13 protein-coding genes, 8 tRNA genes and 3 rRNA genes (1 of these 24 running past the window's edge) are annotated in these 17,062 nt (G+C 36.1%); all 24 read right to left on the reverse strand.

The features are described from left to right. Positions 1 to 1,334: ribosomal RNA gene (locus NST64_RS10715) — 23S ribosomal RNA — on the reverse strand (it extends 1,588 nt beyond the left edge of the window). Positions 1,335 to 1,634: 300 nt separating this feature from the next. After that, positions 1,635 to 3,185: ribosomal RNA gene (locus NST64_RS10720) — 16S ribosomal RNA — on the reverse strand. Positions 3,186 to 3,307: 122 nt separating this feature from the next. Continuing rightward, positions 3,308 to 3,383: transfer RNA gene (locus tag NST64_RS10725), tRNA-Ala, on the reverse strand. A gap of 15 nt (positions 3,384 to 3,398) precedes the next feature. Beyond that, positions 3,399 to 3,472: transfer RNA gene (locus NST64_RS10730), tRNA-Pro, on the reverse strand. Positions 3,473 to 3,495: 23 nt separating this feature from the next. After that, a tRNA-Arg gene (locus tag NST64_RS10735) sits at positions 3,496 to 3,572 on the reverse strand. Positions 3,573 to 3,583: 11 nt separating this feature from the next. Beyond that, a tRNA-Leu gene (locus tag NST64_RS10740) sits at positions 3,584 to 3,672 on the reverse strand. A gap of 8 nt (positions 3,673 to 3,680) precedes the next feature. Then, a tRNA-Gly gene (locus NST64_RS10745) sits at positions 3,681 to 3,755 on the reverse strand. Between the two features lie 18 nt (positions 3,756 to 3,773). Continuing rightward, positions 3,774 to 3,846, reverse strand: a tRNA-Lys gene (locus tag NST64_RS10750). A gap of 5 nt (positions 3,847 to 3,851) precedes the next feature. After that, positions 3,852 to 3,927: transfer RNA gene (locus NST64_RS10755), tRNA-Thr, on the reverse strand. An 11-nt stretch (positions 3,928 to 3,938) separates the two neighbouring features. Then, positions 3,939 to 4,014, reverse strand: a tRNA-Val gene (locus tag NST64_RS10760). A 10-nt stretch (positions 4,015 to 4,024) separates the two neighbouring features. Beyond that, positions 4,025 to 4,139, reverse strand: a 5S ribosomal RNA gene (gene rrf / locus NST64_RS10765). Together the 16S, 23S and 5S rRNA genes with 8 tRNA genes alongside form the textbook arrangement of a ribosomal RNA operon. Before the next feature lie 330 nt (positions 4,140 to 4,469). Next, a complete protein-coding gene (gene lysS / locus NST64_RS10770; protein ID WP_002455832.1) occupies positions 4,470 to 5,960 on the reverse strand; it encodes a lysine--tRNA ligase in 1,491 nt (496 codons plus the stop codon). 161 nt (positions 5,961 to 6,121) lie between these two features. After that, complete coding sequence (gene folK, locus NST64_RS10775) at positions 6,122 to 6,601, reverse strand: 2-amino-4-hydroxy-6-hydroxymethyldihydropteridine diphosphokinase (protein ID WP_002449970.1); 480 nt, start codon at positions 6,599 to 6,601, stop codon at positions 6,122 to 6,124. Continuing rightward, positions 6,601 to 6,966, reverse strand: coding sequence for a dihydroneopterin aldolase (folB, locus tag NST64_RS10780; RefSeq protein ID WP_002449960.1), 366 nt, complete (start codon positions 6,964 to 6,966; stop codon positions 6,601 to 6,603). The genes folK and folB overlap by 1 nt, the downstream gene beginning before the upstream one ends. Further along, positions 6,944 to 7,747 carry a dihydropteroate synthase gene (gene folP, locus NST64_RS10785; protein WP_002488167.1) on the reverse strand — a complete coding sequence of 268 codons (804 nt, stop codon included), beginning with the start codon at positions 7,745 to 7,747 and terminating at the stop codon, positions 6,944 to 6,946. Before folP ends, folB begins: the two co-directional genes overlap by 23 nt. A 187-nt stretch (positions 7,748 to 7,934) precedes the next feature. Then, a complete protein-coding gene (gene cysK / locus NST64_RS10790; protein WP_002488166.1) occupies positions 7,935 to 8,867 on the reverse strand; it encodes a cysteine synthase A in 933 nt (310 codons plus the stop codon). Between the two features lie 196 nt (positions 8,868 to 9,063). Beyond that, positions 9,064 to 9,948 (reverse strand): Hsp33 family molecular chaperone HslO, encoded by an 885-nt coding sequence (hslO, locus tag NST64_RS10795; RefSeq protein WP_002488155.1) that lies wholly within the window; start codon positions 9,946 to 9,948, stop codon positions 9,064 to 9,066. 211 nt (positions 9,949 to 10,159) lie between these two features. Further along, positions 10,160 to 12,292 carry an ATP-dependent zinc metalloprotease FtsH gene (gene ftsH, locus NST64_RS10800; RefSeq protein WP_002488156.1) on the reverse strand — a complete coding sequence of 711 codons (2,133 nt, stop codon included), beginning with the start codon at positions 12,290 to 12,292 and terminating at the stop codon, positions 10,160 to 10,162. 283 nt (positions 12,293 to 12,575) lie between these two features. Continuing rightward, positions 12,576 to 13,115, reverse strand: coding sequence for a hypoxanthine phosphoribosyltransferase (gene hpt, locus NST64_RS10805; protein WP_002455836.1), 540 nt, complete (start codon positions 13,113 to 13,115; stop codon positions 12,576 to 12,578). Continuing rightward, positions 13,116 to 14,417, reverse strand: a complete 1,302-nt coding sequence (tilS, locus tag NST64_RS10810) for a tRNA lysidine(34) synthetase TilS (RefSeq protein ID WP_107632326.1) — start codon at positions 14,415 to 14,417, stop codon at positions 13,116 to 13,118. 207 nt (positions 14,418 to 14,624) lie between these two features. Then, positions 14,625 to 15,026, reverse strand: coding sequence for a S1 domain-containing RNA-binding protein (locus tag NST64_RS10815; RefSeq protein ID WP_002449946.1), 402 nt, complete (start codon positions 15,024 to 15,026; stop codon positions 14,625 to 14,627). 134 nt (positions 15,027 to 15,160) lie between these two features. Then, positions 15,161 to 15,556, reverse strand: a complete 396-nt coding sequence (divIC, locus tag NST64_RS10820; RefSeq protein ID WP_002449948.1) for a cell division protein DivIC — start codon at positions 15,554 to 15,556, stop codon at positions 15,161 to 15,163. Positions 15,557 to 15,591: 35 nt separating this feature from the next. Further along, on the reverse strand, positions 15,592 to 15,873 hold the full coding sequence (locus NST64_RS10825; protein WP_002449975.1) for an RNA-binding S4 domain-containing protein: 282 nt from the start codon (positions 15,871 to 15,873) through the stop codon (positions 15,592 to 15,594). Beyond that, a complete protein-coding gene (locus NST64_RS10830; RefSeq protein WP_107632325.1) occupies positions 15,870 to 17,060 on the reverse strand; it encodes a MazG nucleotide pyrophosphohydrolase domain-containing protein in 1,191 nt (396 codons plus the stop codon). Before NST64_RS10830 ends, NST64_RS10825 begins: the two co-directional genes overlap by 4 nt. Between the last annotated feature and the right edge of the window lie 2 nt (positions 17,061 to 17,062).

Here is a 17,062-nt window from a genome sequence, read left to right on the forward strand (position 1 = left end):
GTGGACGGGATTCTCACCCGTCTTTCGCTACTCACACCGGCATTCTCACTTCTAAGCGCTCCACATGTCCTTGCGATCATGCTTCAACGCCCTTAGAACGCTCTCCTACCATTGTCCAAAGGACAATCCACAGCTTCGGTAATATGTTTAGCCCCGGTACATTTTCGGCGCAGTGTCACTCGACTAGTGAGCTATTACGCACTCTTTAAATGATGGCTGCTTCTAAGCCAACATCCTAGTTGTCTGGGCAACGCCACATCCTTTTCCACTTAACATATATTTTGGGACCTTAGCTGGTGGTCTGGGCTGTTTCCCTTTCGAACACGGACCTTATCACCCATGTTCTGACTCCCAAGTTAAATTAATTGGCATTCGGAGTTTGTCTGAATTCGGTAACCCGAGAGGGGCCCCTCGTCCAAACAGTGCTCTACCTCCAATAATCATCACTTGAGGCTAGCCCTAAAGCTATTTCGGAGAGAACCAGCTATCTCCAAGTTCGATTGGAATTTCTCCGCTACCCACAGTTCATCCGCTCACTTTTCAACGTAAGTCGGTTCGGTCCTCCATTCAGTGTTACCTGAACTTCAACCTGACCATGGGTAGATCACCTGGTTTCGGGTCTACGACCAAATACTATACGCCCTATTCAGACTCGCTTTCGCTACGGCTCCACATTTTCTGCTTAACCTTGCATCAGATCGTAACTCGCCGGTTCATTCTACAAAAGGCACGCCATCACCCATTAACGGGCTCTGACTACTTGTAAGCACACGGTTTCAAGTTCTCTTTCACTCCCCTTCCGGGGTACTTTTCACCTTTCCCTCACGGTACTGGTTCACTATCGGTCACTAGAGAGTATTTAGCCTTAGGAGATGGTCCTCCCAGATTCCGACGGAATTTCACGTGCTCCGTCGTACTCAGGATCCACTCAAGAGAGAATATATTTTCAACTACAGGATTATTACCTTCTTTGATTCAACTTTCCAGATGATTCGTTTAATATATTCCTTTGTAACTCCGTATAGAGTGTCCTACAACCCCAATAAGCAAGCTTATTGGTTTGGGCTCTTCCCGTTTCGCTCGCCGCTACTCAGGGAATCGAATTTTCTTTCTCTTCCTCCGGGTACTAAGATGTTTCAGTTCTCCGGGTCTGCCTTCTGACAAGCTATGAATTCACTTGTCGATAACACAACATAACTTGTGCTGGGTTTCCCCATTCGGAAATCTCTGGATTAACGCTTACTTACAGCTACCCAAAGCATATCGTCGTTAGTAACGTCCTTCATCGGCTTCTAGTGCCAAGGCATCCACCGTGCGCCCTTAATAACTTAATCTAATATAGTTATTAATCTGTGAGTGTTCTTTCGAACACTAGCGATTATTTTTTATGAATTCAAGCTTATTTAAAACTCTATTCACTCGGTTTTGCTTGGTAAAATCTATTTACTTACTTATCTAGTTTTCAATGTACAATGTCATTAATTAATAATCACATCTAAGTATTATAACAAAATATAATAGTAAATGCAATATTTAATTAAATATGAATGTTTTAACATAAACATTCAAAACTGAATACAATATGTCACGTTATTCCGTATCATCTCTACGAGATGTTCCGAATATATCCTTAGAAAGGAGGTGATCCAGCCGCACCTTCCGATACGGCTACCTTGTTACGACTTCACCCCAATCATTTGTCCCACCTTCGACGGCTAGCTCCAAATGGTTACTCCACCGGCTTCGGGTGTTACAAACTCTCGTGGTGTGACGGGCGGTGTGTACAAGACCCGGGAACGTATTCACCGTAGCATGCTGATCTACGATTACTAGCGATTCCAGCTTCATGTAGTCGAGTTGCAGACTACAATCCGAACTGAGAACAACTTTATGGGATTTGCTTGACCTCGCGGTTTCGCTGCCCTTTGTATTGTCCATTGTAGCACGTGTGTAGCCCAAATCATAAGGGGCATGATGATTTGACGTCATCCCCACCTTCCTCCGGTTTGTCACCGGCAGTCAACTTAGAGTGCCCAACTTAATGATGGCAACTAAGCTTAAGGGTTGCGCTCGTTGCGGGACTTAACCCAACATCTCACGACACGAGCTGACGACAACCATGCACCACCTGTCACTTTGTCCCCCGAAGGGGAAACTTCTATCTCTAGAAGGGTCAAAGGATGTCAAGATTTGGTAAGGTTCTTCGCGTTGCTTCGAATTAAACCACATGCTCCACCGCTTGTGCGGGTCCCCGTCAATTCCTTTGAGTTTCAACCTTGCGGTCGTACTCCCCAGGCGGAGTGCTTAATGCGTTAGCTGCAGCACTAAGGGGCGGAAACCCCCTAACACTTAGCACTCATCGTTTACGGCGTGGACTACCAGGGTATCTAATCCTGTTTGATCCCCACGCTTTCGCACATCAGCGTCAGTTACAGACCAGAAAGTCGCCTTCGCCACTGGTGTTCCTCCATATCTCTGCGCATTTCACCGCTACACATGGAATTCCACTTTCCTCTTCTGCACTCAAGTTTTCCAGTTTCCAATGACCCTCCACGGTTGAGCCGTGGGCTTTCACATCAGACTTAAAAAACCGCCTACGCGCGCTTTACGCCCAATAATTCCGGATAACGCTTGCCACCTACGTATTACCGCGGCTGCTGGCACGTAGTTAGCCGTGGCTTTCTGATTAGGTACCGTCAAGACGTGCACAGTTACTTACACGTTTGTTCTTCCCTAATAACAGAGTTTTACGATCCGAAGACCTTCATCACTCACGCGGCGTTGCTCCGTCAGGCTTTCGCCCATTGCGGAAGATTCCCTACTGCTGCCTCCCGTAGGAGTCTGGACCGTGTCTCAGTTCCAGTGTGGCCGATCACCCTCTCAGGTCGGCTACGTATCGTTGCCTTGGTAAGCCGTTACCTTACCAACTAGCTAATACGGCGCAGGTCCATCTATAAGTGATAGCAGAGCCATCTTTCACTATCGAACCATGCGGTTCGAAATATTATCCGGTATTAGCTCCGGTTTCCCGAAGTTATCCCAGTCTTATAGGTAGGTTACCCACGTGTTACTCACCCGTCCGCCGCTAACGTCAAAGGAGCAAGCTCCTCGTCTGTTCGCTCGACTTGCATGTATTAGGCACGCCGCCAGCGTTCATCCTGAGCCAGGATCAAACTCTCCATAAAAATTTATGATGTTTGATTAGCTCATCATACTAAATAGTGTTTGTAACATTTAAGTTACTTTATTGGAATTAACGTTGACATATTGTCATTCAGTTTTCAATGTTCATTTGATATTAATTAAATGGTGGAGACTAGCGGGATCGAACCGCTGACCTCCTGCGTGCAAAGCAGGCGCTCTCCCAGCTGAGCTAAGCCCCCATATTTTTAAAGAAGTCGGGAAGACAGGATTCGAACCTGCGACCCCTTGGTCCCAAACCAAGTGCTCTACCAAGCTGAGCTACTTCCCGTATATTAAATTAATAATTTTAAATGGCGCGCCCGATAGGAGTCGAACCCATAACCTCTTGATCCGTAGTCAAACGCTCTATCCAGTTGAGCTACGGGCGCTATATTTAAATTGGTGCCGAGGACCGGAATCGAACCGGTACGGTGATCTCTCACCGCAGGATTTTAAGTCCTGTGCGTCTGCCAGTTCCGCCACCCCGGCAAATATAATGGAGCGGAAGACGGGATTCGAACCCGCGACCCCCACCTTGGCAAGGTGGTGTTCTACCACTGAACTACTTCCGCATATTAAAATAAATCGTATGAGCCATAGAGGATTCGAACCTCTGACCCTCTGATTAAAAGTCAGATGCTCTACCAACTGAGCTAATGGCTCAAAGATGGTGCCGGCCAGAGGACTTGAACCCCCAACCTACTGATTACAAGTCAGTTGCTCTACCAATTGAGCTAGGCCGGCTAAAAAGTAAATGGTGGAGAATGACGGGTTCGAACCGCCGACCCTCTGCTTGTAAGGCAGATGCTCTCCCAGCTGAGCTAATTCTCCTATCAAGTATGCCTGGCAACGTCCTACTCTAGCGGAACGTCAGTCCAACTACCATCGGCGCTAAGGAGCTTAACTTCTGTGTTCGGCATGGGAACAGGTGTGGCCTCCTTGCCATTGTCACCAGACAATAACTTACTCAAATAATTATATTACTAATTAATTAATTTTTCAATAGTTAATTTTACACTTTATTAAAATTCTTTTTACAAGTGTTTTACAAAATTAACTTTCGTTTTTGACGACTTTTATATCTTATAATAATCAAAGTCTAATGTCAACAATTTTTTAAAGGTTTTTTAAATTAATTTTTAAAAAGGATTTAATTTTTGAACACTCATAGTATACTACCACATCATATATATAATATCTAGTCTTTTTTAATTAATTTTCCTTTTTATTTTTCATAAAAAAACGTTGCTTACCTTAGCAAGCAACGCTTTTAATTTATATTAATCTTATTTTTGTCTCATGTAAGGGAATAATAATACATCTCTAATAGATGGTGAATCAGTTAACAACATAACTAAACGATCAATTCCAATTCCTAGTCCGCCTGTTGGTGGCATACCATATTCAAGCGCTTCAATGTAATCTTCATCCATTTCATGAGCTTCATCGTTACCTTGTTCTTTCTCAACAAGTTGTGCTTCAAAACGTTCACGTTGATCGATTGGATCATTTAATTCTGTGAAGGCATTTGCATGTTCTCTACCTACAATAAACAACTCAAAACGATCAGTAAATCTTGGATCTTCTGGATTTTTCTTAGCAAGTGGAGAAATTTCAATTGGATGTCCATAAATAAATGTAGGTTGAATTAATGTTTCTTCAACTTTTTGTTCAAAGAATTCATTTAAAATATGTCCATATCTCATGTTTTCTGTAATTTCAATACCATGTGCTTTAGCTAATGCTTTAGCTTCTTCATCTGTTTTCACATTATAGAAGTTTACACCTGTAGCCTCTTTAACAGCGTCTACAATATGAAGTCGTTTCCAATCTGATTCTAAGTCGATTTCTTCGCCATTATATTGCACTTTTGCTGAACCTAATACAGTTTGTGCAATATATCTAACCATAGATTCTGTTAAATCCATAATATCATGATAATCGGCATATGCTTCATATAACTCTATCATAGTAAACTCAGGATTATGGCGTGTTGATACACCTTCATTACGGAATACACGACCAATTTCATAAACTTTTTCTAATCCGCCTACAATTAATCGTTTTAAATGTAACTCTATCGCAATACGCATATATAACGTTGCATCTAGTGCATTATGATGTGTAACAAATGGTCGAGCTGCAGCACCACCAGCGATTTGATGCATCATTGGCGTTTCTACTTCTAAATAGCCTCTTTGATTTAAATAATTTCTCATTTCTTGGATGATTTTACTACGGTTAATAAATGTACGAGTACTATCTTGGTTAGTAATTAAATCTAGATAACGTTGGCGATATCTTTGCTCAATATCTTGTAAACCATGAAATTTATCAGGTAATGGTCTTAAAGCTTTAGATAATAATGTAAATGATTTTGCTTTTACTGATAATTCGCCAGTATTTGTTTTAAACATGACACCTTCAATACCTACAATGTCACCTAAATCCGTTGTTTTCCAAAGGTTATCAAAAGGTTCTTCGCCAATTTGATCTTTACGTACATAAATTTGAATTTGACCAGTTAAATCTTGTACATGCGCAAATCCTGCTTTACCTTTACCACGTTTTGTCATTAAACGCCCTGCAATAGAAACATGACTTTCATCTTCTTTTTCATGTAATTCTTCTTTAGAAAAATGATCCCATTTTTCTTTTAATTCACTTGCAGTAGCTGTACGTTCAAAGCGTTTACCAAACGGGTCAATTCCTAAATCAATAAGTTCTTGTAATTTTTGTCGACGAACCTGCATTTGGTCATTCATTTCTTCTGACATTACTCTCTCTCCTTTAAACTTCCTGTTTTACTATTAATGGATGTTATGTACTTATTAAAAATATTGTAAAATATTTTCCATTCATTATTTTATACATAGTCACATAGTTAAATTCTTAAAATATATTTATATTTTAAGAATTTAAGCACTTATCTTAGCACTTAGTCTTTATATTTCTTAACCGTATCATCTGGAAAAACTAAATCATGAATTTTCTGATTTAATCGTGGATTCTGTTTGTCCGATGCAATATCGTTCAACGGTATCAGTACAAAAGCACGTTCTTGCATTCGTGGGTGAGGTACACTTAAATTGTCTGTTTCAATAATATCATCACTATATAATAAGATATCTATATCTAATGTTCTAGGACCCCAACGTATTTCTCTTACTCGATGCAGTTGTTGTTCAATGTCTAAACAATGCTTAAGCAATTGCTGAGGTGACAACTCTGTTTCAATCTCTAAACACAAATTCAAGAAATTAGGCTGGTCAGTATAGCCAATCGGTGCAGTTTCATATATCGATGATTGTTTTGTTACCTTTATACCCTTAATGTTTCCAATTAAATCAATTGCCTTAAGAAGTTGTTGTTTTCTATCACCAATATTACTTCCTAAACCTAAATATGCCTGTACCATTAACGATTCTCCCTCACTATTTCAATACCCACACCATCGTAATGACCAGGTATAGGTGGATTTTCTTTAGTGATTCTGACTTTCGTTTCCATTACACGATTATAGTGTGAATTTATACGTTTTGCAATACGTTCAGCTAGATGCTCGATTAAATTGCAAGGTGGACCTTCAACAATATCTTTTACATCTTCAAATACTTCACCATAATGCACAGTATCTTTAACATTATCTGTCTGCCCCGCTTTTGATAAGTCTACTTTTAACGTTACGTCTACTAAAAAAATTTGACCTATTTCATTCTCAGCTGTGAGTGCACCATGATATCCATAAAACTTCATCCCTTTAAGAAAGATCATGTCGTTCATTTTCATTCTCCTTCAAAAAATCTATACCTTGAGCTAAACGTACATTTAATTGAACATTATGTACGCGAACTGCTTTTATGCCTTTCATTATACCATAGGCAGTAGTAGCAGCAGTGGCCTCATCTCTTTCTTTTGGTGTCGTATCAGTAGAAATCATCTCTCTAATAAAACGTTTACGACTTGTCGCTAATAAAACAGGATACTCTGTAGCAACTAATTCATCTAATCGAGCCATTACTTCATTTTCTTCTTTTCTACTTTTAGCAAATCCAATTCCAGGATCTAACCATATTTTATGTTTTGGAATTCCTGCCATTTCTGCTTTATTTGCTTGCTTTATAAGTGTTAATAGCATTTCTTCTACAACTGGTTGGTCACGGTGTCCATCTCCATTATGCATTAACACAATTTCCGCTTCATATTTAGCAACTACATCTAAAATATGAGGATCATATAATCCAGCCCATTGATCATTAATCATTGTGGCCCCTAATCTTAGACAAGCTTCAGCAACTTCACTGCGATATGTATCAATGGAAATTTGTACATTTAGTTTCACCAGTTCTTCTACAACTGGCACGACACGTTGCATTTCTTCTTCTAAAGACACTTCTGTGTGCCCAGGTCTTGTTGATACGCCTCCTACATCAATAATATCTACGTCTTCATCAATCATTTCTTTAGCACGTGTAACTGCGTTATCAATTGAATTATACTGACCACCATCTGAAAATGAATCAGGCGTTACATTTAAGATTCCCATAATTTTTGTTTTACCCACTATCAATCATCCTTTGTTTTTTAAAATAAATATGTATACTCACATGATACACTCATTTAGTCTATATTTCAGTATTGTTAACTGAGAGAACCTTTATACTAAAAAGTAAAATAGCTGGCTTCGCCTTTTACGAAACCAGCTATTTCTTATTTAAAACATGATATTCAAATATCAACTTATATCATCATTAGTCATCGAATGAATATAATGGTGTAGATAAGTAACGTTCACCATTACTTGGTAATACTGTTACAACTGTTTTACCTTTACCTAACTCTTTTGCTTTTTCGATTGCTGCATAAATTGCTGCACCTGAAGAAATACCTGCTAAGATACCTTCTTCTTTAGCCACACGACGTGATGTTTCCATTGCAGTTTCATTACCAACTTTAATGATACTATCATAAATATTAGTATTTAAAGTATCAGGTACAAATCCAGCACCTAAACCTTGTAATTTATGTGGACCAGGTTCTCCACCACTTAATACAGGAGATCCTTCTGGTTCAATTGCTACAATTTCAACGTTAGGATATTTCTCTTTTAAGACTTTACCTACACCAGATAATGTACCACCAGTACCAACACCTGCTAAGAAAGCATCAATTTGTTTGCCTTCAAATTGTTCAACTAATTCAGGACCAGTTGTTAATGCATGTACTTCAGGGTTAGCTGGATTTTCAAATTGTTGAGGTTCGAAATAACCATGTTTTTCTTTCAATTCTTTAGCTTTCTTAATAGCACCTTTCATTGCTTCAGATCCAGGTGTTAACACTAATTCCGCACCATACGCTTTTAATAAGTTGCGACGTTCAGAACTCATTGTTTCAGGCATAGTAAATACTGCTTTATAACCTTTAGCTGCACAAACAAATGCTAAACCAATACCAGTATTACCACTTGTTGGTTCTACAATTGTATCACCAGGTTTAATTTTTCCTTCTTTTTCAGCTTTTTCAATCATTGCTAAAGCAATACGGTCTTTTACAGAGCCACCTGGATTTTGATACTCTAATTTTACATATACATCTGCCGCATCTTCATCTACTACATTTCTTAATTTTACTACCGGTGTGTTGCCAATAATTTGTGTAATATTTTCTACAGGTTTTTGTGCCATCGAAAAAACACTCCTTTAACTTTCTAATTTAAAACTTAGTTTTTCTATCGGATATAACTATATTCTATCAGAATTTTCTAAAAAGACAAAGATATTTCTTTAAATACGATGTAATATTTTACTTTCATTAGTTACATTTAGTTTTTCCCATAAAAAAAGAGCAATAAACATACGCTTATTGCTCCTCAACATTCTACTATTTTTTTATTGTATCAAGTAGTTCTTGAAGTTCGCCTTCAGAATAATGATATTTATTTCCACAGAAATGACACACGGCCTCAGCACCATGATCTTCTTTAATCATATCTTCAATTTCTGCTTCACCTAAACCTTTAATTGCATTTAGGAATTTTTCATGACTACAATTACATTCAAATTGTGCATCCATTGTTTCCAAAATTTGTACATTCTCTTCACCTAAAATTTCATTTAAGATACCTTCTGGTGTTAAGCCTTGTTCAATCAATTTAGAAACAGGCTGCATTTTGTTAATTGCATTTTCTAATTTAGTAATAGTTTCTTCTTTCGCGCCTGGCATGACTTGTATAATAAATCCACCCGCTGCTTTAATAGAATTATCAGGATTAACAAGTACCCCTAATCCTACTGATGACGGTGTTTGTTCACTTGTCGCAAAATAATAAGTAAAATCTTCTCCAAGTTCACCAGAAACGATTGGACTTGCGCCTGAGAAATAATCTTTCATTCCTACATCCTTAACGACTTGAATTGCACCCTCAGTACCTACTGCTCGTCTTACATCCAATTTACCTTGATCGTTAAGTGGAAAATGGGTTTGAGGATGGTCAACATATGCCCGTACATTTCCTTGTGCATCTGCATCAGCAATAATTCGACCAATTGGGCCCTTACCATCTACTGTGACAGTAAGCTTTTGATCTCCTTTTAACATTGCCCCCATTAATAACGTTGCTGTCATTGTTCTCCCCATCGCTGCTGAAGCTGTAGGCCATGTATAGTGACGTGTTTGGCCTTCTTGAACTGATTCAGTTGTTAATGCAGCATACGCACGTACTTCTCCATCAAAAGCCAAAGATTTAACAATATAATCATGTGTCATTACTCTAATCTCTCCTTTATGTTATTTTATTTCGTTTGTTTCATTTATTTTAAAATCTAATATTAAATCCTTTATTAAGAATATCTATTTTACACTGCTTATTTAAGAATATGAAGTAACTTGCTCTAGCGTATATAATGCTCCTATATCATATTAAAAACTCTTTCGATTAAGGTTATTTAACCCGAGTCGAAAGAGTTTTTATGACTAACTATGATTCTCTATGATTTGAATCTGTTGGATGCTCTATATTTGGAGATTGTTCATAACCTGTTTCATCTCTATCATTTCGTTGTGAATGATTTTGAGATTGATTACGGTCTGAACGATGATTGTTTCTATCATGATCGATTCTGTCATTTTCTTTGCGGTCTTCTGCTTCATCTTTACGACCTTCTTCAAGTTGTTCTTCACGAATGTCATCATAAGATTTACCATATTTACCGTTTGAGAACTCAGAATCATCTCTATCTTCATCTTTTACCACTTTAGCTGCATCATAATCCACTGTTGGTAAAACACCATCATAGAATAATGAACGTATTTGTTCTGCTACTAGTGTCTCTTCAGTTAATAATGTTTTAGCAATCAGTTTCAATTGAGATTCATGTTCTAATAAAATTTGTTTACAACGTTCATATTGTTCTTTAATAATACGTTGAACTTCTTTATCAATTTCATAAGCAATTTGGCCTGAATAGTTAGGTTCACCTTGCATATCTTTACCTAAGAAGACTTGGCCGCCACCGCTTGTAGAGAATTGTAAAGGTCCTAATTTCTTACTCATACCATATTCAGTGACCATTGAACGTGCAATTTGTGTTGCTCTTTCAAAGTCGTTTGAAGCACCAGTTGATACTTCATGGAAGTTAATATCTTCAGATACACGACCACCTAAAAGACCACAAATTTTATCTAACAATTCTGGTTCTGTCATTAAGAAGCGGTCTTGTTTAGGTAACATCATTGCGTAACCACCTGCTTGTCCACGAGGCACAATCGTTACTTTGTGTACAACTTCTGCTTCATCAAGTACCATACCAATGACTGTATGACCTGCTTCATGATGTGCTACAATATTACGTTCTTTATCAGAAATAACACGAGATTTTTTCGCTGGACCCGCAATCACTCGGTCTGTTGCTTCTTCAATATCACGCATATCAATTTTATTTTTACCTTCACGTGCGGCAATTAATGATGCTTCGTTCAATAGGTTTTCTAAATCAGCACCAGAGAAACCAGGCGTTCTTTGAGAAATAGCTTTTAAATCGACAGTTTCATCAAGTGGTTTGTTTTTAGCATGGACATGAAGAATCGCTTCACGGCCTTTAACATCTGGACGACCTACTTGAATTTGTCTATCGAAACGACCAGGACGTAATAATGCAGGGTCTAAAATGTCAGGACGGTTTGTTGCTGCAATCATAATGATACCTTCATTCTCACCGAAACCATCCATTTCAACTAATAATTGGTTAAGCGTTTGTTCACGTTCATCGTGCCCGCCACCAACACCTGCACCACGTTGACGACCAACAGCATCAATTTCGTCTATGAAAATAATACAAGGTGCATTTTTCTTAGCATTTTCAAATAAATCACGTACTCGACTTGCACCAACACCTACAAACATTTCAACGAAATCAGAACCACTGATTGAGAAGAATGGCGCTCCAGCTTCGCCTGCAACGGCACGTGCTAATAATGTTTTACCTGTACCTGGTGGGCCTACAAGTAAGACACCTTTAGGGATTCTTGAACCCATTTTCTTAAACTTCTTATTATCTTTTAAGAAATCTACAATTTCAATTAACTCTTGTTTTTCTTCGTCTGCCCCAGCAACATCTGAGAAGCGAACACGACGTTTTTGGTTGTCGTACATTTTTGCTTTGGATTTACCAAAGTTCATCATACGACCTCCACCGCCACCACCTTGTGCCTGGCTAAGGAAGAATATAAATAAGAAAGCAATAATTAATACAGGAATAAGCGTTGTCAACATACTGACAAAGACACTTTGTTTTTCTTCTTCTTTAACTGTAAAATCTAATCCTTTTTGGCTACGAGCTTCATTTGTTATTTGTTGTAAATCTTTTTCGTTATTGTATAAAATCGTTGAAGAATAATCTTCATCATTTTTAGTTTTACCACTTACCAAGTACACATTTTGTTCAGGTTGGATTTCTAAAGTTTTAAGATCACCTTTATCCAATTTCTCTACAAACTGTGAATAGGAAAGTTGTTTCGGTGTATTTCCATTACCATTGATATATGAGAAAACACCGAATATAATAACGCCAATAATTGCGATAACTAGCACATTGCGAAAAGCTTTCTGCATGCGTCATTTCCTCCTATTTCTATAATAAAGCTAACAAAGATTGTAACATAATCTAGCTTATAAAGGCTAGTATTTCAACTTTTGTAGCGCTTTTCTAATTCTAGTTAATTATTTTATATTCATCATTTACCCATTCTTTATTTCTAACTTTACATATCTATGTATAGTCGTTTCATAAAATGACAATTTTGAATATAAAATGAGTCTACACTAATTTATATCGTTAGTATAGTTATTATATTTAAAAATCTATTTCATGTATTTGCTAATACATTATAAAATTTTATTTATTATAAATTTCCGGTTTTAATGTACCAATGTAAGGAAGATTTCGATAATGCTCAGCATAATCTAAACCATATCCTACTACAAACTCATCAGGTATTTTTTTGCCAACGTATTTTGCTTCAATATCCGCTTTACGACGATTCGGTTTATCTAACAATGTAACGATTTCTAATGAGTTAACTTTGCGTGATCGTAGTAATTCAGTAATTGATTTTAAAGTTGTACCTGTTTCTAAAATATCTTCAATAATGAGTACATCTTTGTTTTCAATAGAAGCACTTAAATCTTTTAAAATTTGTACTTCTCCTGTTGATTCTGTACCACCGTGATAACTTGAAACATCCATAAAATCAATTGCTAAATGTGTATCAATACGTTTGATTAAATCTGCCATAAACATAACTGAACCTTTAAGGATACCAACACAAACAAGTGGTTTATCTTTGTAATCTCTCGTTAATTGTTCACCTAAATGTTTACAAATTTCTTGGATTTCTTCTTCAGTTAATAAAATATCTTTTAAATCATCTTTCATTTATGAGTCATCTCCAATTTTTTTAATATCTATTATATGTTTAAAGCTTGTCGTCACATAAAGTTGTCCTATAGCAATCACTCGTTGTTTTGCATCTAAAATGATGGGTATTTGTGTACGTTCTATACTATCAATTTTTTTATCAATCAATAAACGACTTACTTTTTTATGTCCATGACTACCATTTAACTTAAACTTATCTCCATCTCTACGTGTTCGAATCGTTAGAGGCCAATCGATTGCTTCATCATTCTCATTTGGATGAATTGTAATTAAATAATGACCAAATTGATATGTATAAGGATGCGTAACAATTTGTTCTTCAAGTAGAGAGTGTTCATAATGAGCCATTATTATAAATTTATCATATGCAATTTGAATTATCCATTTTTCAGTGAGGGGAATTTTAATTTGAGATTGTTTACTCTCAATTTGCTCGAACCATTCATTATAATTTTTTTCTGAAAAAGATTTATTTAACTGAAGCATCTCAAATAAACGATCTAATAAAATCATTTTTGAAATTTCATCTAGTTGATTAAAAGACGCTCGAGATAATTGTATACGTTCTTCATTAAGGTAAATGTTAACATGTTGTTCTATAAAACAACTTATTCGTTGTTGTGTAAGTTGTAATTGCATATCGTGCCAATGTTTCAACTTTAATAATTGTTCTACCTTGAAGTCCTTATTTTCATCAATAGCTGGTAAAAGCCGATTGCGAATGTCATTTCTTGCATATTTATTATGGTGATTAGATTCATCTTCATAAAAAGGCACATGGTGAATGGTTTGATACTGTTTTATATCATTTTTATATGTCTCTATCAGAGGACGACAAATAAAGTAATGATTTCGCTCAGTACATTCATGCATCCCTAATGAATTACGTGTTGATCGACCAGTAAAAACGCGATAAAAAATTGTTTCAAGTTGATCATTTAAATGATGAGCAGTTAATAAAACATCAGCATTTATCTTGCTCATCATTTCATCAAACCATTGATAACGTAAATCTCTCGCTTCAGATTGAATACTTTTTCCTTTTTCTACTGTTTCAGATAAATCTAACTGTTTAACATAACAGGGAATTTGATATTGCTTGCAAAATTGTTTAATAAATCGTTCTTCTTCGACAGATGCATCTCTTAAACCATGATTGACATGCAAACACGTTATAGATTGATATGAATGTGATAAATCATTTAATAATTTATATAATAAACACATACTATCAATCCCTGTAGATACCGCAACAGCTAAATGATCCGTCTTTTTCCAAAGAGACGTTTTCACTTTCACATTACTGAACCTCCTGACTTAGGGTAAATAATTGATATAACGAAAAAAGAGTGAGATAGAACTTTAATTTCAGTTCTTTATCTCACCCCTGGCATAGATCTTACATGATCTAATGCACTTAAGTTATTATCAATACATATTAATCTAGAATAAATGATTGGAACCAGGGCTCCGTTAACTTAGCTATATTTACTCACACAGATATAATTAACGTCTAGATCCTTTACCACCACGTCTTGATTCTGTTTGACGTTTAATAGAAGTCAATTTGTCTTCACTGTCTTTTAAGAAATTACTTAATTTCTTTTCAAAATCTTCTGCTTTTTGTTGAGGTGGTTTATTTTGATTAGATTTGTGATGTGGACGACGAGGACGATCTTTCGCTTTTTTAATTGAGAGGCTGATTTTACCATCCTCTGCAATAGATAAAACTTTTACCTCCACTTCATCTCCAACTGATAAATGATCTTCTACATTTTCAACATAATTATCAGCAACTTCACTAATATGAACTAAGCCACTTTTACCTTCAGGTAATTCTACAAACGCACCAAATTTTTTGATACCTGTCACTTTACCTTTTAGCTTGTTTCCTACTTCGATTGACATATTCTAAATAAATCCTCCCGATAATGTTTCAATTTTAACCTTATTATATTCCTGTTTTAAAATTTACACAATGCTATAAAACGATTATTTTAAATTAAGCGTTTTACTTTAATTTTTAAAGTTGAGTACTCTTTTTAATTATTACTAGAGGATTTAGAATTAGACGATGATTTATCATTAGGCAATTTAAAAATAATTTCTCCATTGTTACTTAAATAATAGTCATCTCGAGCAACTTTCTCTATATAATCTTTATCGTTAAGATTATTAAGCTCTTCTTTTAATGCTATTTCCTCATCTTGTTTTTTCTGAAATTGTTCTTCTTTCTGCTTTCGTTCTATTGTTGCTTGATTGTTACTTTGTTTTTGGAAGACAAGCATGATAGATAGAATAATAATAATCGCTAATAATAATCCTCCAAAAACTGTTACTCTTCGACGAACGACACGCATTCGTTTTTGTTGACGTTGTTTCTTTCGATTTCGTTCTGAAGTATATTGATTATCAATATGTTCTACCTTTTTACTCATAACTTGTCACCTCCTTTAAGCGTTTCAATCATAGACTACACTTCTTCAGATTGTGCAGATGGTTGAACTCGTTCTTCTTTAATCAGTTCATACATATTTTTAGCATTTTCTTTTGATGCGTGTTCACTTAATCCAGTTACTTTAACCGTCACACTTTTTTGTCCAAAACGAATGACTAATTCGTCTTCCACTTTTACATCTGTGCCAGCTTTAGCTACATTACCATTAATTGTTACACGTCCTTGATCGCTAATTTCTTTCGCAAGTGTACGACGTTTTACAAGTCTTGATACTTTTAAATATTTATCTAATCTCATTTATCATTCTCCCCTTGTTGTAAATAATTTTTAAGGGTTTCTTCATTAAAATCCTTATTTTTGGTTTTATCATACAATGTCATAAAATGGTCTGCAAACACTTTCTCAAATTTCACACGAGGTATTTTACCTTCTTTTGCTTTTGCATCCTTCCAGACATCATTTAAATCTTCTATTGTTTCAACTGTTTTATCACCGAATATGTGAGGATGTCGACGAATCATTTTAGCATTTAAGCTTTCAATCACTTCTTTAATATCCATATATCCTTCTTTTTTACCAATACTCGCATGGAGTAGCACTTGTAATAAGATATCTCCGAGTTCTTCAATCATATGCCAATCATCTTCATTATCTATTGCTTCAAACAATTCAAATGTTTCTTCTAATAAATAACGTTTAAGTGATTCATGCGTTTGCACACGATCCCATGGACAGCCTTTTTCATCATCCACTAGATGGTCAATAATATAAACTGCAAAATCAAAATCAGTATACATATCTTCATCACGCGTTATTTTAGGCACAAATACACTTGTTAGATTGTTAAACATATCCTCATTATGATCTAACTCAAATAACGGTACTTCTAATACTTTAGCGCCTTGACTATTAGCGCCCGTAACTATCTTCACTTTAAAATCGTCTGGATAACGTTCCATTAATGTGAGTTTAACATCTGCTGCAATCATCGCACTATATACTTGTGTAATGAGAGTATGTGTTCGAATATTTAATGTGTTTTCTTTCAAAATAGTACCATCTAATAATGTAAATCCATCATTAGGATCTTCATCGATTGCAACAAATATATCATCTATAAAACTTTTCCCACCTAAAATCTTTACTTGTATATCATCATTATTTTTATTGTAATCAAGTAATTTAGCAGTAGTCGTTTCAGCTACACGTGGATGTCCAGGCACTACGTAAACAGTATCTTGTATACGCGTTTCTTCTATTAAAATTTCAACAATATGTTGATACACTGCTTCAAATTGATCATACTTTTCGTACACGTCATCAAAGCTTTTAAATTCAATGTCACTTTTTAAATCTTTAATAACAGGATGTTCGAGTGTCCTTGCATATACACTCTGTTGCTGTTTTAAAAAGCGATAGACACCTAAAGGTAAATCATCCATACTATGATTGCCTATCCCAACAATGGTAAGGGTATGCGTCATAT

It is taken from the genome of Staphylococcus sp. FSL W8-1268 (assembly GCF_038003965.1).
Taxonomy (GTDB): Bacteria; Bacillota; Bacilli; order Staphylococcales; family Staphylococcaceae; genus Staphylococcus; species Staphylococcus hominis.